The following is a 26686-nucleotide window of genomic DNA, read 5'->3' as shown; positions in this document are numbered from 1 at the left end:
ATTAAAGCCCTCGCTCCTTAGTCCAAGGCCTCACTTTTAGACCTTCTTCTAAATGGTGAACGCCAGCACCAACAATAATTTCCCCCCCTTTAAGACCAGATAAAATTTCAATGCTTTGTTGCTGCATTTTACCCACACTGACAGCTTGCTTGGAAACTGTTTGACTACTTTCATCAAATACCCAAACATTAGCGCTATCAGAGGTGGGCTCATTGGTGTGGGAAAATACGGCTGATATCGGCACAAGCAGTTTTTTTGCTGGAGAGTGTGTTATTTTACTGCGGTCAATATACACATGGCCTGTCATGCCTGCGAACAAATTAAAATCTTCAGGGATCGGTAGAGTAAATACCACTTTGTAGCTTAATGTAGCTGGATCTGCTTGTGTATCCCACTCTTTTATCGTTAGCTCATATGACTTATCAGGATAACCATCAAACACCACACTTGGATGGTAGTCTAACTCTTTGTCGACCCGAGCGACTAGTTTTTCAGGTACTTGAATTACCACATCCATCATGTCTCGGGTTTCTAAACGGAGGATATTTTGCTTTGCCACAACATTTTCAAAGTTTTTCACAAATACTTTCGCAATAGTGCCACTAAAAGGTGCTCGTAATTCACTATTTTGTAAATTGGTTTGTGCAATTTTAAGTGCAGACTCTGCAACTTGCTTGTTTGCCAGCGCCTGATCATACTCTGATTTACTTGCTATCGATTTCTGATATAGAGAATTGACGCGTGCTAATTGAGATGAGGCAAGCTCATATTGTGCTTTGCGCTGCTCTAGCTGTAAAAGAAAATCTTCAGGGTCAAGTTTGGCAAGAAGTTGCCCTTTAATAACTTCTTGTCCTGCTAACACTGGAAACGCCATGAGTTCTCCATTGACTCTAAAAGCCAAATAAGATCCTTGATTCGCAACCACTTCAGCAGGAAAGTTTCTAATATCACTTAACTCACTGTTGGCTACTGTGACAAGTTTTACAGGCCGAACAATTTCTCGTTCATTTTGAGGTTGTTCAGTTTCTTGGCAGCCAGTTAACAAAATTAGCACCGTCACTATTGCGGCTATTCTTTGCATGTAAAAACTCCATCTACGTTGTAGGTAAAAACTTATGCTGCAGAATATATAAAATCAATATAAAATAAAAATTATATAATATTAGATTCTATATAAATTTTTATTATGAAGATTGCTGATTTAGAGATTCTACATGCTGTTGCCAAGACCCATAGCCTAAGTGAGGCCGCATTGCGATTACATAGAACGCAGCCCGCTGTTACTCAAGCACTGAAAAGGCTTGAAGAACAGTTAGGTTTTAAAATTGTAAATCGAGATAATTATCGTGTAACGCTGACTCAAGAAGGACGAAGATTTTGTGATGAATCAGCAAAACTGCTCGTTTTTCGAGATGACTTGCACATTCTTGCCAAAGAGTTTTCTGCAGGCAATGAAGCTCAGTTTAATATTTGCTACGAGCCTCTGTGTTATCAAGCTCAGTACAATGACGTGATCAGTGATATATTTAAACAGTTTAAGCACACTGAAATGGCAATAACTAGCGGTAAACGTTTTGTCGCTCTGGAGCAAGTTAATAATGCAGATGCTGATTTGGGAATTGGGCCATGGTTTGATTTGTTTCATGCAACGGGTGATTTAGAGTCTATTGCAATTGGTGATATTCATCTTGGCTTGGTTGCTAAAAAAGGGTTGCTTCCCACGAAGCTCTGTTACGAACAACTTGCTAGCTACCCCAGTCTTGCCATGTTTGAAAGTGGATTTAATTTCGATAGTGAACGTCTTGCCTATGCAAAGGGCGCTAACATGATAAAACTAGATGATATTGCGTCTATTAAATCATTTTTACTAACAGGTACCGGTTTTGCAATGATTAGCCTCAGCCATTGTCAAGCAGAGCTTGATGCTGGATTACTAGAACAAATAGAGGTATTAGACCGACAATGTACGTTTACGGCCAAAATACATGCCTTTAGAAAACAAGTTCGACATCACGGGCCTGTTGCACGTGCTATTTGGCAAAAATTTCAAAAAATAGGTGCGCAATATGCAAAACAATAAAAGCCCTATTGATACTGCTTTTAAAGAGCGTATATACACCTTAATCGGTTCTATACCCATGGGAAAAGTCGCGGCGTATGGTCAATTGGCAAGGCTTGCCGGCGCCCCAAATCAATCAAGAGCAGTTGGAAGGTTGCTAAAAAACCTGCCGGCTAAAAGTACGCTGCCATGGCATCGTGTAATAAATAGCCAAGGTAAAATTTCTTTTTCAATAGAAAGCGAAAAATACCAGCAACAACGTAAGTTGTTAACAACAGAGGGGGTTATATTTAAAAACAATAAAGTCAGCTTAAAAACTTATCAGTGGCTAGCATAACGTTGATCGTTAATTTATAGCTATACGTAACTAACTACATATATTTTTTAACCGTAGGTAGTTATGATTCGAGCTATTTTTCCGTTACCCGTTTTTCTTCTTCCGGGCGGATATACCAAACTAAGAATATTTGAGCCTAGATATCTGAGTATGGTAGGAGAGGCGCTCAAGCGTGACCATGGGTTTGTTATCTGCAAACCCAGTGATGATGAACAATTAGAAATTACCAACGAAGGTATTTATGTGCGAATAGTCGATTTTTCACAAGATCAAAATGGTCAATTGCTGGTCGATGTACACGCGCAGCACCGAGTTCATATTAAATTGCCATTTAAAAATAATCAAAGTCTTACATACGCTACCATTTCTGAGTTTAGTGGGCCGCTTTGGAAACATTCCGATGACACCGTATCTCATTTTACCAGTGAGATGGGTGAAATGTTATCTAATGTGTTTTATCAACATCCGCAAATTGATGCTTTATATCAAGAAAAGCATTTTGAAGATCCGGTCTGGGTTGCAAGTCGTTGGTTAGAGTTGTTACCCATAAAAAATTCGGAAAAACATAAGCTTCAGTCATCTGTAAACTTTGAACAAGTCGTTAATTTCCTCCATACTGTTTTATACAAGTCACAGTGATCCATTAGATACGCGTAATCGTATATTTTTTATCGATAGTCTAAGAAGATATTAAGTTATGGTCGACCAAGTATCCCGATGCGATCCTCATGTAGTCGCGAGAACAAATAAAAGTATGGAACAAGCGCCAACCCAAGCTTTATCTGAAGCGCTATGCAAGGTTGCACAGTTAAGAGACAAACGTGCTTTTGCAATGCTATTTGAATATTTTGCACCAAAAATAAAGCGCTTTGGTATCAAACAATTTGGAAACGAAGCTTTAGCGATGGAACTGGTTCAAGACACTTTAACCACCGTTTGGCGAAAAGCTCATCTATATCACCCTGAAAGAGGTGCTGCAACAACTTGGGTATATACAGTAATGCGTAACGCATCATTTGACGCGTTAAGAAAAATCAAAAGCAATAAAGAAGAGCATTTAAGCGAAGATATTTGGCCTTTATTGCAAGAAGAGCAATCCTCTGAAGACGGGTTCTCGGACCACCTTGAAGACCAAAAGATTCAAGAGCATATTGGCAAGCTTCCTCCTGCACAGCAAGATGTTGTTAAGGGAGTGTATTTTCAACAAATGTCACAAGAACAACTTGCCGAACAATTAGATATTCCTGTTGGCACTGTTAAGTCTAGGTTAAGACTGGCGTTACAAAAGTTAAGAGCAGAAATGGGAGACCGTAATGATTAAGCACCATCCATCAGAGCAGCTACTATCTCAGTACAGCAAAGGTGAATTACCTGCAACACTATGCATGGCAGTTTCTGCACATCTAGATTTTTGTAGCTGTTGTAGAGATAAAGTTGCAGCGCTTGAGCTAAATCAAGCAAGTTCTGCTTTTGAAGCAAGCGAGGTCACACCAGATTTAGACGACTTTTCTGATATGTTTGCGCAAATAACGCAAAATGAAGATATTTATCAAGCAAAACCGTTTCACAATGAGCCTCTAAGCTACCAAAATAAACGTGTTGTTTTACCGCGTGCAATTGCAAGTTCCAGTAGAAGTAAATTTGTTCAATTAGGCAAACTTGCGCGCGCACGTTTGAACATAGACGATGGGGAACTTAGGGCAAGTTTGCTACAAATCGACGCAAGTGGCGAGATACCACACCATACTCATACAGGTTTTGAGCTAACGCTTTTACTTGATGGGGAGTTTTCAGACGAAAATGGCTCCTATGTGCCGGGCGATTTTATTTGGTTAGATGGTAAACATCATCACCAACCTGTCACAATGGAAGGCTGTTTATGCTTTACTGTTGTTAATAGCGCCCTACACTTTAATAAAGGGCTGAGCAAATTGCTTAACCCAATTGGCAACCTCATTTACTAGGTGTGATCAGATTATGGATAAGCTATCTGAAATAAAAATAGGCATTAGCGCTTGCTTAGCGGGTGACAAAGTACGTTTTGACACCGGGCATAAGCGCTCGAACTTTTGTATGGATGACTTTGCAAACCATGTAGAGTACGTAAAATTTTGTCCAGAAGTTGCTGTAGGTTTACCTATACCAAGGCCTACTATTAGGCAAGTAAAGGTAGGAGATACTATTAAAGTATGTCGCCCAGACGGCTCTGGTGACGTAGGTCCTAAACTCACTGAATATGGTAAGAAAGTAGCAACTGAGCAAGCAAAACATCTTTCTGGGTTCGTATTTTGTGCTAAAAGCCCGAGTTGCGGCATGGAGCGGGTGAAAATTTATAACGAAGCTGGAACGGGTAATACTTCAGAAGGGGTTGGCTTTTTTGCACAGCAAATTATGGCGCACAATCCGTTACTACCTTGCGAAGAAAATGGTCGCTTAAACGACCCGCATTTACGCGAGAACTTTGTTATGCGTGTATACGTATTTAAAAACTGGCAAAACTTGATTTTGACTCAGATAGGTTTACATGAATTAACTCAATTTCATGCAAAACACAAATATTTAGTTATGTCTCATAATTATGAGTCTTACAGGGCGTTAGGCCGGTTTCTTGCTCAATCCTCTGACATGCCAATTGAACAGGTAAAACATGAATATATCGCTGGGCTTATGAAGGCTTTATCTAGTCCCGCATCGCGCAAGAATCAAACCAATACACTGACGCACCTACAGGGCTATTTTAAAAATAATATTTCTAAGATTGAAAAGCAGGAGCTTTGTGGTGCCATTGATGACTATCGCCAAGGTGTTGTGCCGCTTTGTGTTCCGCTAACATTACTCAAGCATCACTTAACGGTTCATCCAAATGAGTATTTAGCGCAGCAGGTATATTTTGACCCCTATCCAAATGATTTAAGATTAAGGTTTAGCATCTGATGAATCCTATATTTTGGTTTCGACGAGACTTACGCTATTTTGCAAATGAAGCGCTTATCGAAGCAATTGAAAATGGTGCCACAGAGGCACTTTTTTTTGTCTGCCAAAAACAGTGGCAACAACATCATTGTGCCGATATACAAATAGATTTATTAAAACGTCGAGTGGCGTGGCTTGGGCAAGCGTTGTGTGCATATGGCATTCATTTAAATATACTTGAAGTCGATGACTTTTCCGCTATTCCTAAAGCGCTTAAACATTTTTGTGATCAACAAAATACGCAGCTTGTGTATGCCAACGCAGAATATGAACTTAATGAACGACAGCGCGATCAACACTGTATTGATGTAGGTATACAATTAGAACTATTTCATGGCGATTTAATGGCCCCGCCTAAGAGTGTTAGAACTAAAAGTGGTGAAATGTTTAAAGTTTTTACGCCATTTAAAAAGGCATGGTTAAAGCAGTATGAGCAAAGCCATGTTTTTATACCAAGTTGGCCTAAACCAGCATTAAATCAAGCACCAAGCTGGCATGTTCCTGATTGCTTACACAGTGATGGTCGCTCACAGAAGTGGCCTGTAGATGATGATGCGATTGCATCTGTTGCGGCTCATTTTGTAGAGAGTAAATGTCAAGATTACAAATCAGTAAGAGATATTCCAAGCATAAAAGGCACTTCAGGGTTGAGCCCGTATTTAGCTCTAGGAATATTGTCTGTAAAGCAACTACTTGCTCAACTTCAGCTTAATTACCCTGATATATTACATACAACAGAGCAGCCTGAATTTTGTTGGGTAAATGAACTTATTTGGCGCGAGTTTTACCGTCATTTAATCATCGAGTTTGCTGATTTATGTAAGCATCATAACTTCAATGCCAAATACAATGCAGTTGCTTGGCGATATGACAAGCAACAGTTCCACGCATGGTGTGAAGGAAAAACGGGTTACCCACTCGTTGACGCAGCAATGCGTCAGTTAAATCAAACAGGGTGGATGCACAATCGTTTACGGATGGTGGTTGCAAGCTTTTTGACTAAACATTTATTAATAGATTGGCGCTGGGGTGAAAAGTACTTTATGCAACAACTCATAGATGGAGATTTTGCGAGTAACAATGGCGGTTGGCAATGGGCTGCAAGTACTGGCTGTGATGCACAGCCCTATTTTCGGATATTTAACCCTATAACTCAAAGCAAAAAGTTTGATCCGCAAGGAGATTTTATTCGTAAGTATATACCTGAGTTGGAGAGTGTACCAATTAAATATTTGCACTTTCCTCATGACTATTTGGCTACGACTCAAAGTACTCATTACGTGTCACCGATTGTTGACCATAAAGAGGCAAGAGAGCGGGCTTTAGCAGCATTCAAGGTTTAATAAATGCATCACATAACTGCTCGTTTTATAGATATGTATAATCAACTTAACGCAGATAATTTGGCGCTTTTGCAACAGGTATATCACCGAGATATTCATTTTGTTGACCCCCTGCATGATGTTAAGGGCATAGGTGCACTTGAATCTTATTTTGCAAATATGTACGCCAATGTTAGCGCTATTGAATTTAACATTATTGAAACATACGATATTGAAGATCAAGGTTTCGTTTATTGGGAAATGCATTTTAACCATAAGAAGCTGAACCGTGGGAAAGATATTCAAGTGAATGGCCACAGCCACCTCAAATTTAGCGATGATAAAATAATTTATCAACAAGATCACTTTGATGCTGCTGCAATGTTGTACAGAAATATTCCGGTACTTGGCCATTTAATTCGTTTTATCGATAGGCGAGCGGTGAAATAATGAAAAATATCCTCATAACTGGTGCAACCTCAGGAATAGGGCGAGGACTTGCTGAGTACTACGCAAAAGAGCATACGGTTTATGCTTGTGGTCGAAATGAAGACGCCCTTAATGAGCTTGCAACATTCAACAACATTAACCCTGTCAAACTCGATGTGACTGATATTGGTTCAATCAGCACTGCATGTGAGCATATTGAAAAGTTAGATATTTTAGTGCTTAATGCGGGCAACTGCGAATACATTGATGATGCCAAACATTTTGACAGTGCGTTGTTTAAACGTGTTATAGATGTCAACTTACTTGCGTTGGCATATTGTTTAGAGGTTTTATTGCCAAAAGTATCTTCTGGCGGTCAGTTAGTCATTGTCAGTTCAAGTGCTGCATTTTTGCCTTTACCGCGAGCACAAGCTTATGGAACTTCAAAAGCGGCAGCCACCTACTTAGCAAAGTCATTGGCTACAGATTTAGCAGACATTGATGTAAGTGTTGTTCATCCAGGCTTTGTAAAAACCCCATTGACCGATAAAAACGATTTCCCAATGCCGCTTGCTGTAACTGTTGAACAAGCAACCATTGCTATCAGCCAAGGGATTGCAAAACGCCATAAAGATATACACTTTCCCAAACGCTTTACCTTCATTCTTAAATTTATACAGCTGTTGCCTTTTGGCGTCTGGCAATTTTTATCTAAAGGAATTAAACGTTGAAAAGAATAGCAATCATAGGTTCTGGTATTTCTGGTATGACAGCAGCCTATTTATTGAGCGATAAATATCAGGTGACGGTGTTTGAGAAAAATGATTATATCGGTGGCCACACCGCCACTGTAGATGTTGAACTGGATGGGCAACAATATGCGGTAGACACTGGCTTTATTGTTTTTAATGATAGAACATATCCTAAGTTCGAGAAATTACTAGCCAAACTTGGTATTAATCGACAACCCACTCAAATGAGTTTTAGCGTTAAAAATTCTCAAACTGGTTTTGAATACAATGGACATACGCTAACTACATTGTTTGCTCAAAAACGTAATCTATTACGCCCCAAATTTTGGCGGTTACTTTATGACATTGTTAGATTTAATAAAATGTGTAAAGCAATGTATGACAGCCAAGACTACTCACACTGTAAAACGCTTGGAGAATTACTCTCGCAACATCACTTTAATGACTTTTTTAAATTGCATTACATTTTACCTATGGGTGCGGCAATTTGGTCAACGAGCATTAAAGAAATGGCTCAGTTTGAAGTCGAGTTTTTTATCAAGTTTTTCTACAATCATGGCTTGTTAGATATCACCAACCGCCCGCAGTGGTATGTGATACCAGGTGGTTCGCGTGAGTACATCAGCCCGCTGATTGAGAAGTTTAAGGACAATATTAAGCTCAATGCCGATATTAGCAAGGTCGTTCGCGATGATAAAAGTGCGAAAGTTGTTATGCGTAGTGGCGAAAGCTTAGATTTTGATAAGGTTGTATTTGCATGCCACTCCGACCAAGCCCTCGCGCTCATAGACAACCCCAGTGAGGACGAACTATCTGTACTTGGTGCAATTGCATATACTGCCAATTCTGTCATCTTGCATACAGATCAAAGCATACTACCTAAAAGGCCTGCGGCTTGGGCTAGTTGGAATTATCTATTAGACAAACATACCGACAAAGCAGCCGTAGTCACCTATCAAATGAATATATTACAAGGCCTAAGTAGCCCTAAACCTTTTTGCGTCACCTTAAATCATGACGAAGGTATAGACGAAAGCCAAATTTTACGCCGTTTTACCTACCATCACCCGGTATTTAACCGCAATAGTATTGCTGCACAGCAGCGCAAGCCACTTTTAGATGGTAAGCATCATAGCTATTTTTGCGGTGCTTACTGGTTCAATGGTTTTCATGAAGACGGCGTTCGCAGTGCAGTAGATGTAGCAAAACAGTTAGGAATAGAGTTTTGAGTCAACCACTCAACAGCGCACTTTATATAGGTGATATTCGACATAAACGTTATTTACCAACAGAGCACAAGTTTAAATACCCGCTTTATATGGCATGGATAGATTTAGACGAAATAAACCAATTGAATGGTATTCATCCGTTATTTGGCACCAAAGGGTTTAAGCTACTTAGCTTCAAACAGCAAGACTATCTTACTAATTATAAAGGTAATTTGCATGAGCGTGCCATAGCAGCTAGTCTTGAGTTAGGTTGGAGTGGAAACATCAGTAAAGTAATGATGCTCTGTCAGATGCGCTGTCTAGGGGTCTATTTTAGCCCTGTTAACTTTTATTTTTTTGCTGATGATAATGGGCAATTTCAGCATATGATTGCTGAAGTAAGTAATACGCCTTGGAACGAACGACACTGTTATTTGGTAAAATTGCATCAAAAAGTGAACTTTAAGAAAAGCTTTTCCGTATCTCCATTTATGGATTTAAATATGCATTACCACTGGACAGTTAAAATGGCTGGTCGTATAGCATTGATACACATAGAAAATAAATCCGAAGAGACACTTTTGTTTGATGCAACTTTAAGGCTAAAAAAAGAGGCGCTGGCAAAAGGTAATGTATCTACTTTGTTAAAACGATTTCCTGCCATGACTTTGACTATTTTTAAAAGTATTTATTGGCAAGCATTAAAGTTATTCGTAAAAAAAGTTCCTTTTATTGGGCACTCGGGGCATTAATATGGAAAATACATCTTCAATTGAAAGTCAGTTACCTTTATCTTGGTCAGAAAAGTTTTTTAGTAAATTGGTCTTTTCTGCATTTGATAGCATTGAAACGGGCCACTTAACTGTACTCATGGCGCAGCAAAGGCATGAATTTGGACAGCGCGACAGCGAGTTGTCATGCACTATTACTGTTGTTGATAGTGCAATGTTCAAGTTATTTGCATTAGGGGGGAGTACAGGTGCAGGAGAGGCTTACATAGAAGGTTATTGGCGTTGCTCCAACCTTACTGCGTTAATTGAAATTTTTGCTCAAAATCAAGCTCAACTAGATGCATTTGAACGTAAGTTTGCTTTTATCACGGGGTTTGTTAACAAGTTAAAACACCTTAAAAATAAAAACTCAAAGCACGGCTCAAAAAAGAATATTGTTGCCCACTATGACATTGGTAATGATCTTTATAGCTCGTTTTTAAGTGACGAAATGCTATATTCGAGCGCTGTCTATCCCACTGCAGATAGCACTCTAGAACAAGCTCAACAGCACAAATTAAAAACTATCTGTCATCAAATCGACCTACAACCGAATGATACGGTAATAGAAATTGGTACAGGGTGGGGCGCTTTTGCAATATACGCGGCGCAAAATTTTGGATGCCACGTCACAACAACGACTATATCTGATGAACAGTATGAATATGTTTCTAATAAAATTAGAACACTAGACCTTGAAGACAAAGTAATGCTGCTTAAAAAAGATTACAGAGATTTAGAAGGACGTTATGACAAACTAGTATCGATTGAAATGATTGAAGCCGTCGGACATGACTATTTACCAAGCTTTTTTAAAAAATGCGATTCGCTATTAAAAGACGATGGTGCAATGCTGATCCAAGCCATTACGATTGCTTGTCAACGCTATGCTCATTACCTGAAACAATCAGATTTTATTCAACAGTATATATTTCCTGGGGGTTGTTTGCCGTCAATCACTGAGCTGAATAAGCAAATCTGTGCAAACACATCAATGGTAGTTCACAATATCAATGATATTGGATTGCATTATGCAAGAACGCTTAACGATTGGTATATGCGTTTCAAACAGGCTTGGCCGCAGTTGGATCATAACAAATTTGATCAACGTTTTTATCGCCTTTGGGAATTTTACTTATGCTACTGCGAAGGTGCCTTTAAGCAGCGCGCTACAAGCACCATCCACTTAGTAGCAAGGAAGCCTCGTTATGTATCGTCACGCTGCAACAATACGCTTAGTTATTAATTTTGCGCTGTTTCAGCTTTGCTGGTTATTAGCATTTTTTTTCCAAGCCCAAGCTGTGTGGGCTATGCTATTAATTTGCATAGCTTTATTATTCTCCCATGAAAAGTATTTGAAGCAATTACCGCTACTTGCAGCTTGTTTGCCAATAGGTATAGGGCTTGAAGTTTTTGCAAGTTATAGCAGCCTGATAGTTCATCCACAAGGTACGGTGCCGGGTTGGCTAATTATTTTGTGGATTGCGTTTATTTTAACGTTTGATAGCTCTTTAAAACGCCTGTTTACTTTGCCGAAATACCTAGGAACAGTGGTTTTTGCTCTATTCGCTCCAATAAGCTATATAACTGCTGCTAACTTCGGTATTTTCGACATTATAATGTCAATTGAGACATTTTATCTTGCCTTTAGTATGCTGTGGCTGATTTGTACTTTATTTATTATCAGAATTTATGATTGGTTATTAATCAAAAGCTAATTTATCACTGTTAAGGTATTGCGAAAAGTACAAACGCTTGCTAGTTTGTAGATGCTTGGTTAGTGTTACGCAAAAGCGTCATGAAAGCGCGCCATTCCTTGCTTTTATTAATTTTTGGCTAAATTTTTCAGGAAATGGTTGCACATCTAATCAAAATGCATAAACATAGATTTTGCTTAGGCAAAATATAAAATGAATAGGAATCTAATAATGAATAAAGCTCAACTAGTTGAAAAGATGGCAGCAGATGCTGAAATTTCTAAAGCGGCAGCAGCTCGCGCCCTTGAAGCATTTACTGGTGCTGTAACCACGTCTTTGAAAGACGGTGATTCTGTTGCACTGGTTGGTTTTGGTACATTCTCAGTTAAAGAGCGTGCGGCACGTACTGGCCGTAACCCACAAACAGGTGCTGAAATCCAAATCGCAGCGGCGAATATCCCAAGCTTTAAAGCTGGTAAAGGTTTAAAAGACCAAGTTAATCCTTAATCCGATTATATAGTTTAAACAACAAAGGGACTGATATGGTCCCTTTGTTTTATACTAACCTTATCAAAACACTGTCTATGTTAGCCTTTTAATGCTTTATCTCCTCGACCAATGCCTACTGCGCCAGATCGAACAAGTTCAATAATGTCACTTTCATGTCTTAGCATGTCTAAAAACGACTCTAATCGCTCAGCATTGCTCAATAGCTGCAATGTATAGCTCTGCTTACCCATATCTATAACCGAGCCTTGATATACGTCTGCGATACGCGTAACAGCAGCTCGTGTGGCTTCGTCTTTCGCAAACACTTTAACTAATAGTAGTTCTCTTTCTATGTGTGGCACTTCCGTCAAATCAATGATTTTAAGTACATCGACCAACTTGTTCACTTGCTTTGTAATTTGCTCAACTACTCGGTCATCACCATGCGTAGTAATAGTAATACGCGATAACGTGTTATCTGCAGTCGTACCAACAGTCAAGCTATCTATGTTATAAGCGCGCTGTGAGAATAGTCCTACTATACGTGACAAAGAACCAGGTTCATTTTCTAATAAAATACTTAAAATTCTGCGCATTATGCTTTTACTCCCTTTTTAAGCCACATCTCGTCAATTGCGCCCAGTTTAATTTGCATTGGATACACATGTTCATTTTCATCTACAAGAATGTCTAAAAAGACTAACCTGTCGGTGATTGAAAACGCTTTTTCTAATGCTGCGTCTAATTGATCTGGATGATCGACTCTTATACCAATGTGTCCGTAACTCTCTGCCAGAGCAACAAAGTCAGGTAAAGATTCCATGTATGAACTTGCATGTCTGCCGTCATACATCATATCTTGCCACTGCCTTACCATCCCTAAAGAACGATTGTTCAGCGAAACAATTTTTACCGCCAAGCCATACTGTAAACAGGTAGACAATTCTTGAATATTCATTTGAATAGAACCATCACCTGTTACACATACAACATGATGATCAGGGTATGCCAACTTTACGCCCATCGCAGCTGGTAAACCAAACCCCATCGTGCCTAAACCCCCAGAGTTTATCCATTGTCTTGGGTTTTTAAACGGGTAGTATTGCGCGGCAAACATCTGGTGTTGTCCAACATCAGAGCTAACATAGGCATCACCATTGGTAACTTCATACACTTTTTCAATGACTGTTTGAGGCTTAATAACATCAGTGCCCATATCGTATGATAAGCATTGCTGTTCTCGCCATTGGGTAATTTGCTGCCACCATGCTTCTTGTGCACTTCTATCGATACGACTGCTACTGTTATCTATAGCTACCTGTAATTGGCTTAGTACCGTCGATAAGCATCCAACTACTGGAATATGGGCCTTAATAGTTTTTGAAATAGAAGTAGGGTCAACATCAACATGCACAATTGTCGCATCTGGACAAAATTTTCTAACGTTATTAGTAACTCGGTCATCAAAACGAGCTCCCAATGCCAAGATAACATCGGCCTTAGACATCGCTTTGTTGGCTTCTAAGCTGCCATGCATCCCCAACATACCTATAAAATTAGGGTGTGTTCCGCTAATGCCTCCCAAACCCATTAAAGTGTTTGTAATAGGGGCATTTAATGTTTCAACTAACTCAGTAAGTTGCGCTGATGTATCAGATAAAACAATGCCACCACCTGAGTAAATAACCAGACGCTGAGCACCAAGAATTGCTTCGACCGCTTTTTTAATTTGTTTTGGGTGGCCTTTGCTACTTGGATTGTATGTACGCATATCGACTTTGTCAGGCATAGTGTAGTTAAATTTGAGCTGTGGGTTTAGAATATCTTTTGGTAACTCAACCACCACAGGCCCTGGTCGACCAGTACTGGCGAGGTAAAATGCTTTAGCTAGCACTGTTGGGATTTGCTGTGCATCCCGACAATTAAAACTATGTTTTACTATGGGCCTTGAACAGCCAACAATATCCGTTTCTTGAAATGCATCATCGCCAATAAGGTTTGACGGTACTTGGCCTGATAGCACTACCATGGGAATAGAGTCCATATAGGCTGTCGCTATACCAGTTACACAGTTTGTAGCACCAGGACCTGACGTGGCGAGCACAACACCGACGTTGCCTGTAGCGCGTGCATAGCCATCCGCCATATGCGTTGCAGCTTGCTCATGGCGAACTAAAATATGCTCAATCTCACTTTGTTGAAAAAGGGCATCATATAAATCTAAAACAGACCCTCCTGGATAGCCAAATATATACTCAACTTTTAAAGCTGCAAGTGCTTTTACAACAAGCTCGGAGCCATTAAATTGCTTTTTATTCATCCTCATTCCTCAGTATTGTCTTTACCTGTAGGTTATTTTTTCCAAAAAAAAACCCCGCAAGTTGCGGGGTTAAAGCGTAAATTTGCTCAACACGGCCCCGCTGGACTCAAAGATAAGACCAGGACTTGCACATGTAGATTAGATAAAATACGTTTCATTTTTGGTTTACTGTTAATTTATTTTTATTTACGAGCTTTATTAAATGTCGTTTTGATACTTATGTCAAGTGGAGTTAGCAGTATGCGCATAAAAATCGCATTTTATAAATATATTTAGGATTTCTATAGTATTTATAAATAGATGTTATGGGTATGGGAATTAAATATGCAGAATCAAGTGGGTCTATTATAAACCAGGCATACTACTGTGCCTGTAAAGAGGACTAGCAATTGCTAGTCCTCTTTATCGATTTACAAACGTTCAATCACGGCCTGTGTGAAATCAGTTGTACCATGATTACCACCTAAGTCACGGGTAGTACGATCACCAGTTTTGATAACATCAGCCACTGCACTTCTAATACGTTCTGCTGTTTCACCCATTTCTAGGTACTCAAGCATTTGAATTGATGCTAAGATCACAGAAGTTGGGTTAGCAAGGTTCTTACCCGCAATATCAGGAGCACTACCGTGAACCGCTTCAAAAATAGCTGCGTTCTCACCAATGTTTGCACCCGGTGCCATACCTAAACCACCAACAAGACCTGCACACAGATCAGATAGAATGTCACCGAAAAGGTTTGTTGTAACAATTACATCAAACTCTTCTGGGGTCATTACTAATTTCATACAGGTTGCATCTACAATCATCTCGGCAGATTCAATGTCTGGATAACGCTCGCCCACTTCACGCGCTACTTTCAAGAACAAACCTGAGGTTGATTTCAAAATATTTGCTTTATGAACTGCGGTAACCTTCTTACGGCCTTCACGGGTTGCTAATTCATACGCAAAAGTTACGATTTTTTCAGCGCCTTCGCGTGTAATTTTTGACATAGCTTCGGCTTCATTGCCGTCATCCGACACAACCTGACCTAAACCAGAGTACATACCCTGTGTGTTTTCACGTACAGTGATGATATCAATGTCATCATAGCGCGCTTTAGTGCCTTCAAATGACTTTACAGGGCGAACGTTTGCGTAAAGCCCAAACTGTTTGCGCAATGTTACATTAATAGAAGTAAAACCTTCACCTACCGGAGTTGTTAAAGGACCTTTTAAAGTAATCTTGTTTTTTTCAATCACTTCTAGAGTATCTTTAGGAAGTAGCTCACCAGTTTTTTCTAGTGCTGCAAGACCTGCATCTACGAACTCATAGTCGAAATCACACCCTGCTGCATTTAAAATTTCAATTGCAGAGTCGATGATGCTAGGACCTATGCCGTCGCCTTTAATTACGGTAATGGTTTGCTTTGCCATTCTGGTTTTTCCTTTATCAAAAGTATTTGTTACACCATACCCAATGGGCACTACTGAGAAGTTTAGTAAACAAAAAGGGAAGGTGTGTGTTCGCTTGAAAATTTAAGCGCGTTTTATAACAATTTATGCGTACTTATACCAGCAAGGAATTAAAATAAACCATAAATGGTATTTATGCCTAGTATCAACTCTATTTATTATGTAAATAGCAAACGCAGTTAGCCATCCTCATTATGCTTATGGCTAATCAATACAACAGCTTGGGCTATGAGCAAGAAAAGCATCACAGAAACTTGCAAGAGACTGCCATTGCATCTTTTGAAGTACATCTTCTAATAGCTGTTTTTGCCATGCACTAATAGTTTGCGATTCACCTAATGTATAAATAGCCAGCAACTTAATTGCTATTATATGTCGAGCATCTTCACTTAAAGTTTGCTTATCCTTAGCTTCAGTTTCTAGAAAAGCTTGATGCGTGTCAGAGTATTTAAAGTAAGTTTCAATGTATGATGTTAATTTAGCTTCACTCAATCGTCCAAAACCAAATAAATGTGCAATCGATATACCTTTGTCTTCGACTTCTTCTGTACAAGGTATAACACGTCGCATAACTGAAGTACTATGCTGATAAAGAATAAAGTAAATTGCTGCTGTAAAGGGGCTTAATAACCTTTCAAACTGTTCGCCTTGGGCATGGCTTAATAGAACCATAATTACTTTATTAATATGATTATATTTGTGCCACACATCATTGGCAAAAGGGTGATGAAGTTCAGAAATTAACGTCTCCAATAGCACCCGTTGGCAAAGTAGCCCCGCGATATCTAAACCAACCATTGTTAAACAATGGCGAACTGTCGTTGCTTTTTGGCCCTGACGATTATATTGCCTCGCTGCTACTTGCAGCGCTAGTTTAATCTGTGAAAATGGCATAATCGCTTTTTCTATTGCCTTAAATTCTAAAAATTGATGTTTCCCCAAGTCAGAAATTGCTTGCCAAATATCCGCTTGCAGGTGCTCTGACGTGATTGGTTCAGGCATTTGCTCATTAAACCATATTGAATAAAGCAAAGTTTTATCAGATGTAGAAATGGGTTGATAAAGTGGCGTAAAACGCTTGTTTGTTTTAATCATACCGACTGCGCGGTTATTATCTAACAACACCAACAAATGGCCATTATGGGTTGCAGATAAAATTAACGCACTTTGTCCCTTATATTTAACTAAGGAACCACCAGGGTATAAAACAATTTGCTTAGCAAGGGCTGATAATGATAGTTGTGCAAATTCATTATGAGTGCCAAGGTATAGTGACTTGATTGCTTGTACAATGGTAAAAGTTTTGACATTCGGTCTAGGTGTAATTGCTTTGGCTATTCGCTTTGCCAATGTGACCAAGATACTTGTATTATCATACAAAGGGAGTGCTTTTTGGCCTGTGATTGCTGTACTATATTTGTCGAGTCGAGACAAAATGCGCTGCATTTGCCCTTGTGGTACATTGGCGCTATCTAGCATTTTAAGAACAAATTGATGACGTAACTGGACTAACTTGCTCTCTTGTTTACTTAACACCGCAGAGCGAGCAATTTTATTGGTTTCATTAGAGCAACACAAATAGTCACTCAAGGCTGCAATCACAAGCTCTTCAGTAAACATCTCGTTATATCCATTCGCATAGCAGAATGCGCAAACTAATATACATTGGTTAACTGTTAAATTTGTTGTGTAGCCATAATCTGCCGCATAAAACTGTAAGTGTGCATGCATTGCATTAGGCTGTGTTTGATAACACAAAACAAAACGTTCAGCTAATTGAGTCAGGGTAGGGTAAATCGCTGACCACTTTTGTTTGTTGTAATATAATCTCAGCGCTTGATGAGTATGTTCAAATAAACGTTTTAGGTGTGTTGGGTTAGGCTTGAAGTCTGACATAGCTACAATGCCTTTTCATAAGCCACGTTTGCTGCAGGCCCCCATAAAATAAGTTTGCCGTTTTCAAACAACAAGCCTGTGCACTCATCTTGTGTCGTGATCCCATCAGGTTTAACTAACTGAGTACGGTAATAAACAATCTGCAACATTTTATTTGGTTGTTTCTTTACGTAAGTAAGGTCTGGACTTCCAAGCGTTTCTAATACTTGGTCGATTTGCACGCTCTGTTCTGGCTTGAATTTATTGATATATCGATTATTAAATGCTTCTCGGTCTTGCCAAATCATAGCTTGCGGGTCGTCTTTATAAAAATTAATGACTAACATCACGATTGCCGCATAAACAGCTAGGCCTAAAATAATATACTGTAATACTTTTTTGATCATAAAAAACTCACCTTAACACCGTGTGAGAGTATAACAGAGCATAGACTGAGACAAATGAAGATGCGACTAAACCATATCATGGTGATTAAGCCGTAACTGTTTCATGTTAAACCCAAGGTGTATATCTTTTCGCAAAGTAACCAACTGCTTGCTAATAACATAATCATCCATGCCAATAGTGAGTTTCTTTTTGATGGCTGGTTTGCAATTGGGGTCATCAATTGCAACTGCGATATCGCGATAGCCGTTTATAAGTTGGCATGCCGATTTTTGTCCAATTCCAGCGACTCCAGGGATATCATTGGTTTTATCACCAGCAAGCGCCCAAAAGTCTATGAGTTGGTGTTTATTAACACCAAATCGTTCAATGATGTAATTATCAGTCAGCCAATCTCGTTTGAAGTAATCATAAATAGTAATGTTATTACTCAATAAAGGGTAAAACCCTTTATCAGTTGACACGATAACAGACTGAACTGCGGCGTCACTGGCCTTGCAGGCTAATGTTGCAATCACGTCATCCGCTTCATCTTGCTCAGGTTTATATACGGTGATCCCTTGTTCAACAAAAGCCTGTGAAATAAACTCCAGATTATTTGCCAACTGCTCGGGCATAGGTTTACGGCTATGTTTGTACTTAGCATAAAAATGATAGCGCCAGCTTTTTTGACCATCAAAAACGGCAATTGCATGGCTTGCATCAGTTAAAGACAATAACTTCTTTGTTGCGTGACTAACTCGGCTTTTACAAGATATTAGAGTTTGCTGCGCGCTTCGGTGATTTTGCTGCTCATCAACAGCATAGATGCGCCGAATCAAATTCAGCGCATCTATTAATACTATTTTTGCTTTCATGCTTTTATTTGGTAGCAAGGCACATATTTACTGCCTGGCAGTTTCATTCGGCCTTGTTCAACAAACGCGCGCAACAGTTTATCCATATCTTTCATCAAAGACGTGTCACCACTGAGGGTGTATGGACCATGTTGTTTAATTGCTTGAATACCTTCATCTTTAACATTACCGGCAACAATACCAGAAAATGCACGACGTAGATTAGCTGCCAGCTGTTGAGTAGGTTGAGACAGGTGTAAGTCTAACGCTGCCATGTTTTCATGAGTTGGAGCGAAAGGCATTTGAAATTCATTATCGATTTTTAATGTCCAATTAAAATAATATGCGTCACCTTGCGCTTTGCGATACTCTCTTACCTCTTTCATACCGATTTTCAATTTTTGAGCAACCAAAGCTGGGTCATCAACAATTACTTCAAATTTACCTAATGCAGCCTCTCCAAGCGTACTTTTTACAAACATACAGATCTCTTCAAAGTACTGCGCAGATTCCTTTGGGCCTGTCAAAATAACAGGTAGGCACTGCTTTTGGTTATCCGGGTGCAACAAAATACCTAACAAATAGAGTAGCTCTTCGGCTGTTCCTGCTCCCCCTGGAAAAATGATAATGCCATGAGCGGTACGAACAAACGCTTCAAGGCGTTTTTCTATATCTGGCAGTATCACCAGTTCATTTACAATAGGATTGGGCGGCTCAGCAGCGATTATACTTGGTTCGGTCAGCCCCAAATAACGATTACTGCTAATTCGTTGTTTTGCATGACCAATTGTTGCGCCCTTCATTGGCCCCTTCATCGCGCCAGGCCCACAGCCGGTGCAAATATTTAAGCCACGTAAACCAAGTTGATAGCCAACCTCTTTGGTATATCTATATTCAACTTCATTTATCGAATGGCCGCCCCAACACGTAACAATATTGGGGTCGCAATTAACTTCCAAAGCATCTGCGTTACGTAGCATATCAAAGACCATGTGGGTTATCTCCCGAGGGGTGTTGATCTGCTCTTGATGACGTTGGCAAATAAATAATATATCTCTAATAACTGAAAAAATATGCTCATGAATACCAAGAATAATTTCGTTATCTACAAACGCTGTTTCAGGTGGGTTTGTCAGTTCAATCTTAATTCCGCGTTCACGAGCAATCAACTTTATATCAAAATCGTGGTACTTATTATAAATTTCTGAACTGGAGTCGGTGTGACTGCCAACATTCAATACAGCCAAAGCACAATTTCTAAATAGTCTATACCGCTCACTATTTGACGATTGTTCAAGTAAATCTACCTCAAGTTGAGATAGTAGGTTTAGTACACCAGTCGGGTTTAACTGTACTTGCATAGGCATTCTCCTTGTTATTCACGAAGGCATAGCCGGTCTCTACCACTATTTTTTGCCTCGTAAAGAGCGCTATCAGCCCTATCAAATGCTGAAAGCGGTGTATCACCTTCTTTAAACTGTGTTGCGCCTAAAGATATGGTGATTTGTACTTGCGTCTCTTTAAACTTAAAAGGGATCGACTTAATTGCATTACGTAACTTTTCTAATGCAGGCTTTGCATGTTGAACATTCATTCCAGGCATCAGTACTACAAACTCTTCACCACCATAACGGGCTATAAAATCAGTTTTCCTGATTGACTTTTTCAATGCTCTGGCAATAACTTGTAGTGTTTTATCACCTGCACTATGACCATATTTATCATTAATTGACTTAAAGTGATCTACATCAATAACGACTAAGGTCATATCACCTTTATTCACTCCAAATAGATGAAACTCTTGATTAAATCTATCATCAAATGCAGAGCGATTAGGTAATTTTGTTAATCCATCTAATAAACTTTTAAAACGCTGTTCAGATAAGCGCTTTTTATATGTATTAACTTTTGTTTCTAATATATTTATACGGTCGTTAATTTTATTAAAATTTTCATATAGCGCTTGTTTATCAAGGCTTTCTATTCGTTCTCGTTCGATCAAATCCTGACTGAGTAACTTTAGTTCATCATCAACCAAACTCTTAAGCTCACTAATTGATGTCGCCTTTTGCGTGCGTGAATTGAGGCTTTGAATTTTTGATTCTATCTGTTTGTTTAAATTAGTGATTTTCTTATTAACACTTTGTGAGTGTTGGGTTGTTGCTACAATTGAACTGTTTAGTTCTTCTAGAGTTTGGTTTAAAGAAACTAAAAAACCTTGTGCAGATTGTCTCTCTCGGCTGATACTTTTAACAATCACTTTTATAATATTTAAAGCTGAATTTAGCAGCGAGTCAACGCCATCACTTAAGTTAATGTCGTCTTTTATTACCTTAACTTCTTGCGACACATCTTCGTCAAAAGTTAGTTCATTGGCTAAATTCATCAACTCATTAGCAATTTCTGGCGCTTGGAGTGCACTTGCATCATCATCACTTGCGGATTGAGTTTTTAAAACTTTTAACTGTAACGCCTTTTGGTAGATGTCAGAGAGTTTTTCTATTACTGGAATATAATCATTAGCTGCATTGATATTACTGAGTTCGTTGTCTAGCAAAAAGCGCAGTTTTCTTCGTCCATCGTCAGGTAAGCCTTTTATTTTTTGTAGTTGCTTTCCTGCTTGAGTAATACTCTGTTGCAATGCACGGCTATTGGCAGAATTTGTTGCTTCTTGATGCTTGAGTGTTTCACTCATGCTTTCTATTAAGGGTTCAAAAGCTTCAAAATCCATACCTTTTTGTAAAGCGCTGCGAAATTTAGCCAGCTGGTTATCCAGCGCCACATCTTGGCCCTTACAGCTTAAAGATAGCTTTACTGCAAAGTTAGACAATACATCTACTTGATGTTTACGCGCTGTTTCAAGTGCTTTACGAGCTTTGATAGTTTGGTCTAGTTTTTTTTCTAGCAGCGCTGAGTTTTTAGTTACCAATATTAACTACTTCCATCATCACAATGTTTTAACCTAAGTTTACATCAATTATCTATTTTTGTTCATGAATTTTGTATCAGCTACTTTTAAAAAACGCCCAGCCCATTCACCGAGTTTTTTAGACAAGGTTTTGGGTTTTGTTATGCTCTTTGCAATTTTTTTAATCGTGGTCATATAATGAACGTCAAAAACTTACTCTTACCGCTTAGCTTGCTATCGTTAAGTGCGCTGGCAGAAGTTGAATATAAACTTGTTATTGAGCAGAGTGAGCATCACTTGGGTAATGTCTCTGTGATATTTCCAAAGTCAGCTCAAGCTCATCTAGACATTAAACTACCAGATTGGCGCACCGGACGCTATGAAGTGTTAAATTTAGCAAATGGTATTCGCTACTTTGATGCGACAGATCATAATGGTGACGTGCTAAACTGGGAAAAAATTGATAAAAGTACCTGGCGGGTACATTTAGATAACCCAACACAGGTGCAAGTGGGTTATCAAGTTTACGCAAATGAATTAGGTAAACGGGCTCGTCATATTGATGATAGTCACGCATTTATTGACGCGTCAGGTTTTTTTATGTTTTCTGAGTCCTTCCGCCAAGAGCCTGTGACTGTTGACCTCGACGTGCCCGCTCAGTGGCGTTCTGTCTCGGGTATGGACTTTGCACATGATGAGCACAGTTTTAAGGCGAAAGATTACGATACGTTAGTAGACTCACCAATTGAAACAGGCATTAATGAACTACACAAGTTTAAAGTCGATGAACGTGATTATGAATTAGTGATTTGGGGGCAGGGGAATTACAGTGTCGACCAAATGTTATTGGACTTAAAGAGGCTAGTTAAAACAGGTTCACTGATTTGGCATGACTACCCTTACCAGCGTTATGTATTTATGGTGCATGCAACCAGTGGCGCACGCGGTGCAACAGAGCATATAAACTCAACAATTATACAAAGACATCGAGACACATTTGCAAAACGAGAGGATTATGTTAGCTTCATTTCTACCGCAGCTCACGAGTTTATCCATACTTGGAATGTAAAAGCTTATCGTCCTGCAGGGTTAGTACCCTATGATTATACAAACCCAAATTACAGTGATCTGCTTTGGCTATCAGAGGGGTCAACAAGCTATTTAGAAGACTATTTATTGCTCAGTGCGGGGATCACCAATTATCAAGAGTTTTTTACCAACCTAACCCATACTCTCAATAAGCATTTGGCAACGCCAGGCAGACAGGTGCAGTCTGTAGCTGAATCAAGCTTTGATAAATGGATTAACAAAGGTGGTGATCATGGTAAAAACTACAGTACTAATATCTATCAAGAAGGTGCTATGGTGTCTTTAGCATTAGATATTGATTTGCTCGCACACAGTAACGGTGAAGTCAGCTATAAAGATGTACATAGCCAACTTTATAAACAGTTTCAACTGCCAAAGTCTTTTACAAGTAATGATGTCAAAAACATACTAAGAAACATATCAGGTCGTGATTACAGCCAATGGTGGGAGCAGCATATTAATTCACCACTAGCATTAGATATCGATGTACTTCTTGAGCATGTTGGTCTTGAATTTTCACGCCCTGCAAATGCAAAGCCAATTGCTAGTTTAGACCTAATTACAAAAAACGAAGGTCAGGTACTCATTATTGAGCATGTTGCTCGAAGTAGTTCGGCTTGGCAAGCAGGTTTAACTATTGCTGACAAGATTGTAGCATTCAATGATCATCATGTAAGAGACAATTTAAATGACTCTCTAGCTTACTTCAAAGGGGGTGATAAAGTAAAAGTAGACTTCATTCGCCGCGACAAACTCATGAGCACCTATGTGGTGTTGGATAGTGATTTTGATAAGCGAAAAAAAGTACGTGCAATCGCATTACCAAACGCCTCACAGCAAAAACTATTTAAAGCGTGGGCTGGAATTGCGCATCCGTTTGCTAATTAATTGATATTAAATAGTTTAACTGTGATGTGCAGTTAACTAAGGACTGTTGAACTTTGCTGTGTATTTTCACAGCAGTCATTCGGGTATTTTCCCAAGGTTGAATCTGCATTCATAGTTATGACATGTAAGTCAGGTGATATCATGGAAAATACCCCCAATGGACAGCCCAAAGTGGCCAACCAGAGGCTTACACGGCACTTTCATGGGCTATTAACATAGATTATTATGTAACATAGCTCATTTTTGTAATGAAAGCCTTTGATTTGAAAAAATTCATACTTCAAAGATCAACACGCACTCATATCAATTACATTAAATAAATGACCAGATATTGCGATTTTTAAATGCTGTTTATTTATCGTAAAGCGCTAGAGCTGCACCTGTGACATTTGTATATTCAACGATAGCAACGGGATAGAACCCTGTTTTACGCAGCGCTTTTGAAGTTGCACTGTTTGATGGACCTGCCCAAAAGTAACCTATGAATGGCTGCACCCACCCTGAAGCTGAACTTAACGCGCCTTTTAGTTGCGCTTGCTTTTCATTATTAGGTAGTAGCGTTTGTGGCAGTACATTGTCTCCAACACTATACAAAGGGGTTTGAGAACCAACTTTGCGTAAATAACTTAGCTCAACAATAGGTGTGTAGTCAGGTAAGTTACCTACTTGTAAGTCAACATAGTATTTACCAACCCAGTAGTTAATTTCGGCACGAGACTTCGGGTATCCCCAAATCTCTTTTCCAGCCTTTATCGCAAGTGGATTGTTTAGTTTTAGGTCTTGGTTGTACATCGCGTAATCTGACGGAAGACCTTGTTGTACATTCTTTGCATTCGCTTGCGCCATAATTTGTTGTGATGCAAGGAGGTATTGCATTTGTTCTAATTTAGTTGCACTTTTAGGTAAGCAGGGTAAAGACAATGAAGGGGCTATCTTACGTTTTACACCAATGGTGTTAACCGTTTCAGCATAAGCGCCGACAGGGCTTTTCGTTATATCTTGAAAGTAAAGTACGCCAATGCTTTGATTTGTGCCAACTCCGTCACAGCTAATTTCAATTGGCTCAAACTCGCTGTGGTTAATGAATTTTTTCGCTTGTTTTGTTTTTATAATGGATAAAAAAGCGGTGGTCAAATTGCCTTCAACATGAAATGGTACCGAGACGGTAGTGCCATCGCTTAACTGCTGGTATTCGGTTACAGGGAACTGTTCTTCGAGTTGTGTTGCATTTGCGAGCCCGCATACAAATATAGAAGTACTGAGAGCGGCAATCCGATAATAATGTACGTTATCATTCTTTATTCCTTATAGATGATTTATAGGTACTATTTTTGGTAAATCAAGGTAGCATGTTTTTATTTTGGGTCCAAGGTGGCTGAGAGAGAAATGCCAATACAAAGACAAAAAAACGCCGCTAAATAGCGGCATTTTTTAAGTTTATATATTTTATCTAACGGCCATCATAATGATACCTGGTAGTACAAAGAATGAACCAAGTACATAGCCAAGTGCCGCAGGTTTGTTATTGGCACCAATCTGCGCTAGTTTCTCAGCAAGGCGCAGAGGTAACTCTCTAAGCACAGGAGTTCCATAAATCAGTGCAACAGCAAATACGTTAAACATAACATGAACTAAGGCAATGGTAAGCGCCACTTCTGCTGCTGGGCCGGTAATTGATGTTGCCGCAAGTAATGCGGTAATAGTAGTACCAATATTAGCCCCTAACGTGAAAGGGTAAATTTGACGCGTTGTGAATACGCCACTTCCAGCAAGGGGTATCATTAAGCTTGTTGTTGTAGACGACGATTGCACCATGATAGTAACTGCAGCACCGGAACCAATACCCGCGATTGAGCCGCGACCAAGTGCGCCGTGTAAAATATCTTTAGCTTTACCTACCAATGCTTTTTTCAGTAGTTTACCAAGTGCTGTTACAGCAAATAAAATCAGGCCAATACCTGCAATTACCATTGCAACACCCAGCATTTGTCCTTCTAAGAACCCCAATGCGTCTTTTATCGTACCAACGGCAGGTTTTACTAATGGTTTAACAAAGTTATAGCTTTTCAGTGAAAGGTCTGCATCACCAACAAACATGTGTGACAGGTATTCAGCCAGTTTTTGTAAAAATCCAAACATGATTTCAAGTGGTAAGAAAATAGCGACTGCAAGCAGATTAAAAAAGTCATGAACAGTCGATGCTGCAAATGCTCTTTGGAACTCTTCTTTTGAGCGGATGTGTCCGATTGAAACTAAGGTATTTGTAATGGTTGTACCAATATTGGCACCCATGATCATTGGGATTGCAATGCTAATGGGTAATCCACCAGCGACTAAACCAACGATAACCGATGTAACGGTCGAAGATGATTGAACTAGGGCCGTTGCTAATGCACCTAAAATTAACGCTACAAAAGGGTTGGTTGCGAATGCGAAAATTTCTTTGGCGCCTTCACTGCCACCAGAAGCAATTTTAAAACCGCCACTCACGGTGCCAACAGCAACTAAAACAGAATAAACCAACAGGGCGATTGCTGCCCAGTTTAAAAACTTATAAAAGCCTGAATTTGCGGTATTACGCATATGTTTTCTCATTGGTTGCGCATCAAATTATTACAATTTGATGGTGTCTTTAAATTCAGATCGGATTTAAACATGCCTTTGTTACAGAAATATTTCAATGAGTCGGGATTTGGTTCGTTTTTTACAACATGGCGTGTATCTATGTACCTGTGCCAGTTCTCTTTGATTGAGTAATGAGTATGGCGTATATTATTATTAATGCCTTTGTGATTGATATCTTTCGATTATTTTTGTTTTTAAAATAATTCTCCCAGTGTTTGTTCCTTCTCTATTGTTACGCTTGCGAGTT

At 39.3% G+C, this 26686-nt stretch carries 26 protein-coding genes; 15 read left to right on the top strand and 11 right to left on the bottom strand.

Going from position 1 to position 26686, the window contains the following annotated elements; genetic code table 11:
• Position 1: 1 nt before the first annotated feature.
• Positions 2–1081: an efflux RND transporter periplasmic adaptor subunit gene (locus SANK73390_RS12990; RefSeq protein ID WP_462766413.1), complete on the bottom strand. Its 1080-nt coding sequence runs from the start codon at positions 1079–1081 to the stop codon at positions 2–4.
• Between the two features lie 105 nt (positions 1082–1186).
• Here SANK73390_RS12990 and SANK73390_RS12985 point away from each other — a divergent pair, with 105 nt between their 5' ends.
• From SANK73390_RS12985 to SANK73390_RS12920, 14 genes are all read left to right on the top strand, one after another.
• Entirely contained in the window at positions 1187–2080 is an 894-nt protein-coding gene (locus tag SANK73390_RS12985; protein WP_261594875.1) for a LysR family transcriptional regulator, read from the top strand.
• Complete coding sequence (locus SANK73390_RS12980; protein ID WP_462766412.1) at positions 2067–2396, top strand: MGMT family protein; 330 nt, start codon at positions 2067–2069, stop codon at positions 2394–2396. Before SANK73390_RS12985 ends, SANK73390_RS12980 begins: the two co-directional genes overlap by 14 nt.
• A gap of 63 nt (positions 2397–2459) precedes the next feature.
• Positions 2460–3035 carry an LON peptidase substrate-binding domain-containing protein gene (locus tag SANK73390_RS12975; protein ID WP_462766411.1) on the top strand — a complete coding sequence of 192 codons (576 nt, stop codon included), beginning with the start codon at positions 2460–2462 and terminating at the stop codon, positions 3033–3035.
• 115 nt (positions 3036–3150) lie between these two features.
• Positions 3151–3717 (top strand): sigma-70 family RNA polymerase sigma factor, encoded by a 567-nt coding sequence (locus tag SANK73390_RS12970; protein WP_462766424.1) that lies wholly within the window; start codon positions 3151–3153, stop codon positions 3715–3717.
• Positions 3710–4360 carry a ChrR family anti-sigma-E factor gene (locus SANK73390_RS12965; protein ID WP_462766410.1) on the top strand — a complete coding sequence of 217 codons (651 nt, stop codon included), beginning with the start codon at positions 3710–3712 and terminating at the stop codon, positions 4358–4360. The genes SANK73390_RS12970 and SANK73390_RS12965 overlap by 8 nt, the downstream gene beginning before the upstream one ends.
• A gap of 13 nt (positions 4361–4373) precedes the next feature.
• Positions 4374–5330 (top strand): YbgA family protein, encoded by a 957-nt coding sequence (locus SANK73390_RS12960; RefSeq protein ID WP_462766409.1) that lies wholly within the window; start codon positions 4374–4376, stop codon positions 5328–5330.
• Positions 5330–6712: a deoxyribodipyrimidine photo-lyase gene (gene phrB, locus SANK73390_RS12955; RefSeq protein ID WP_462766408.1), complete on the top strand. Its 1383-nt coding sequence runs from the start codon at positions 5330–5332 to the stop codon at positions 6710–6712. The genes SANK73390_RS12960 and phrB overlap by 1 nt, the downstream gene beginning before the upstream one ends.
• A gap of 3 nt (positions 6713–6715) precedes the next feature.
• Positions 6716–7141 carry a nuclear transport factor 2 family protein gene (locus SANK73390_RS12950; protein WP_462766407.1) on the top strand — a complete coding sequence of 142 codons (426 nt, stop codon included), beginning with the start codon at positions 6716–6718 and terminating at the stop codon, positions 7139–7141.
• On the top strand, positions 7141–7851 hold the full coding sequence (locus SANK73390_RS12945) for an SDR family NAD(P)-dependent oxidoreductase (protein WP_462766406.1): 711 nt from the start codon (positions 7141–7143) through the stop codon (positions 7849–7851). The genes SANK73390_RS12950 and SANK73390_RS12945 overlap by 1 nt, the downstream gene beginning before the upstream one ends.
• Positions 7848–9101, top strand: coding sequence for an NAD(P)/FAD-dependent oxidoreductase (locus SANK73390_RS12940; protein WP_462766405.1), 1254 nt, complete (start codon positions 7848–7850; stop codon positions 9099–9101). Before SANK73390_RS12945 ends, SANK73390_RS12940 begins: the two co-directional genes overlap by 4 nt.
• Positions 9098–9832: a DUF1365 domain-containing protein gene (locus SANK73390_RS12935; protein ID WP_462766404.1), complete on the top strand. Its 735-nt coding sequence runs from the start codon at positions 9098–9100 to the stop codon at positions 9830–9832. Before SANK73390_RS12940 ends, SANK73390_RS12935 begins: the two co-directional genes overlap by 4 nt.
• Position 9833: 1 nt before the next feature.
• Positions 9834–11096, top strand: a complete 1263-nt coding sequence (locus SANK73390_RS12930) for a class I SAM-dependent methyltransferase (RefSeq protein WP_462766403.1) — start codon at positions 9834–9836, stop codon at positions 11094–11096.
• Positions 11059–11568, top strand: coding sequence for a DUF2878 family protein (locus tag SANK73390_RS12925; protein ID WP_462766402.1), 510 nt, complete (start codon positions 11059–11061; stop codon positions 11566–11568). The genes SANK73390_RS12930 and SANK73390_RS12925 overlap by 38 nt, the downstream gene beginning before the upstream one ends.
• Positions 11569–11778: 210 nt before the next feature.
• A complete protein-coding gene (locus SANK73390_RS12920; RefSeq protein WP_261594888.1) occupies positions 11779–12054 on the top strand; it encodes an HU family DNA-binding protein in 276 nt (91 codons plus the stop codon).
• Between the two features lie 80 nt (positions 12055–12134).
• Here SANK73390_RS12920 and ilvN read toward each other — a convergent pair whose 3' ends face one another.
• The 8 genes from ilvN to SANK73390_RS12880 form a co-directional block, all read right to left on the bottom strand.
• Positions 12135–12632 carry an acetolactate synthase small subunit gene (gene ilvN, locus SANK73390_RS12915; RefSeq protein WP_462766401.1) on the bottom strand — a complete coding sequence of 166 codons (498 nt, stop codon included), beginning with the start codon at positions 12630–12632 and terminating at the stop codon, positions 12135–12137.
• Positions 12632–14356, bottom strand: a complete 1725-nt coding sequence (locus SANK73390_RS12910; protein ID WP_462766400.1) for an acetolactate synthase 3 large subunit — start codon at positions 14354–14356, stop codon at positions 12632–12634. Before SANK73390_RS12910 ends, ilvN begins: the two co-directional genes overlap by 1 nt.
• Before the next feature lie 410 nt (positions 14357–14766).
• Positions 14767–15774, bottom strand: a complete 1008-nt coding sequence (locus tag SANK73390_RS12905) for an isocitrate dehydrogenase (RefSeq protein WP_261594891.1) — start codon at positions 15772–15774, stop codon at positions 14767–14769.
• 243 nt (positions 15775–16017) lie between these two features.
• Positions 16018–17709, bottom strand: coding sequence for a hypothetical protein (locus SANK73390_RS12900; protein WP_462766399.1), 1692 nt, complete (start codon positions 17707–17709; stop codon positions 16018–16020).
• A gap of 2 nt (positions 17710–17711) precedes the next feature.
• Positions 17712–18095: a DUF3192 domain-containing protein gene (locus SANK73390_RS12895; protein WP_462766398.1), complete on the bottom strand. Its 384-nt coding sequence runs from the start codon at positions 18093–18095 to the stop codon at positions 17712–17714.
• A 66-nt stretch (positions 18096–18161) separates the two neighbouring features.
• A complete protein-coding gene (xni, locus tag SANK73390_RS12890) occupies positions 18162–18950 on the bottom strand; it encodes a flap endonuclease Xni (protein ID WP_462766397.1) in 789 nt (262 codons plus the stop codon).
• Positions 18947–20290, bottom strand: a complete 1344-nt coding sequence (gene ppnN / locus SANK73390_RS12885; RefSeq protein ID WP_462766396.1) for a nucleotide 5'-monophosphate nucleosidase PpnN — start codon at positions 20288–20290, stop codon at positions 18947–18949. The genes xni and ppnN overlap by 4 nt, the downstream gene beginning before the upstream one ends.
• Positions 20291–20304: 14 nt before the next feature.
• Positions 20305–21858: a diguanylate cyclase gene (locus SANK73390_RS12880; RefSeq protein WP_462766395.1), complete on the bottom strand. Its 1554-nt coding sequence runs from the start codon at positions 21856–21858 to the stop codon at positions 20305–20307.
• A gap of 177 nt (positions 21859–22035) precedes the next feature.
• Here SANK73390_RS12880 and SANK73390_RS12875 point away from each other — a divergent pair, with 177 nt between their 5' ends.
• Positions 22036–23814, top strand: a complete 1779-nt coding sequence (locus tag SANK73390_RS12875; protein WP_462766394.1) for a M61 family metallopeptidase — start codon at positions 22036–22038, stop codon at positions 23812–23814.
• A gap of 351 nt (positions 23815–24165) precedes the next feature.
• Here the strand turns inward: SANK73390_RS12875 and SANK73390_RS12870 are convergent, their stop codons facing one another.
• Both SANK73390_RS12870 and SANK73390_RS12865 read right to left on the bottom strand, forming a co-directional pair.
• Positions 24166–24948 carry an acetoacetate decarboxylase family protein gene (locus SANK73390_RS12870; RefSeq protein WP_462766393.1) on the bottom strand — a complete coding sequence of 261 codons (783 nt, stop codon included), beginning with the start codon at positions 24946–24948 and terminating at the stop codon, positions 24166–24168.
• Positions 24949–25260: 312 nt separating this feature from the next.
• The gene (locus tag SANK73390_RS12865) at positions 25261–26409 is read right to left on the bottom strand and encodes a Na/Pi symporter (protein WP_462766392.1); all 1149 of its coding nucleotides are present in this window, start codon (positions 26407–26409) and stop codon (positions 25261–25263) included.
• Positions 26410–26686 lie beyond the last annotated feature (277 nt).

Source organism: Pseudoalteromonas sp. SANK 73390, from assembly GCF_054966645.1.
This window is presented reverse-complemented; position numbering and strand designations above follow the sequence as displayed.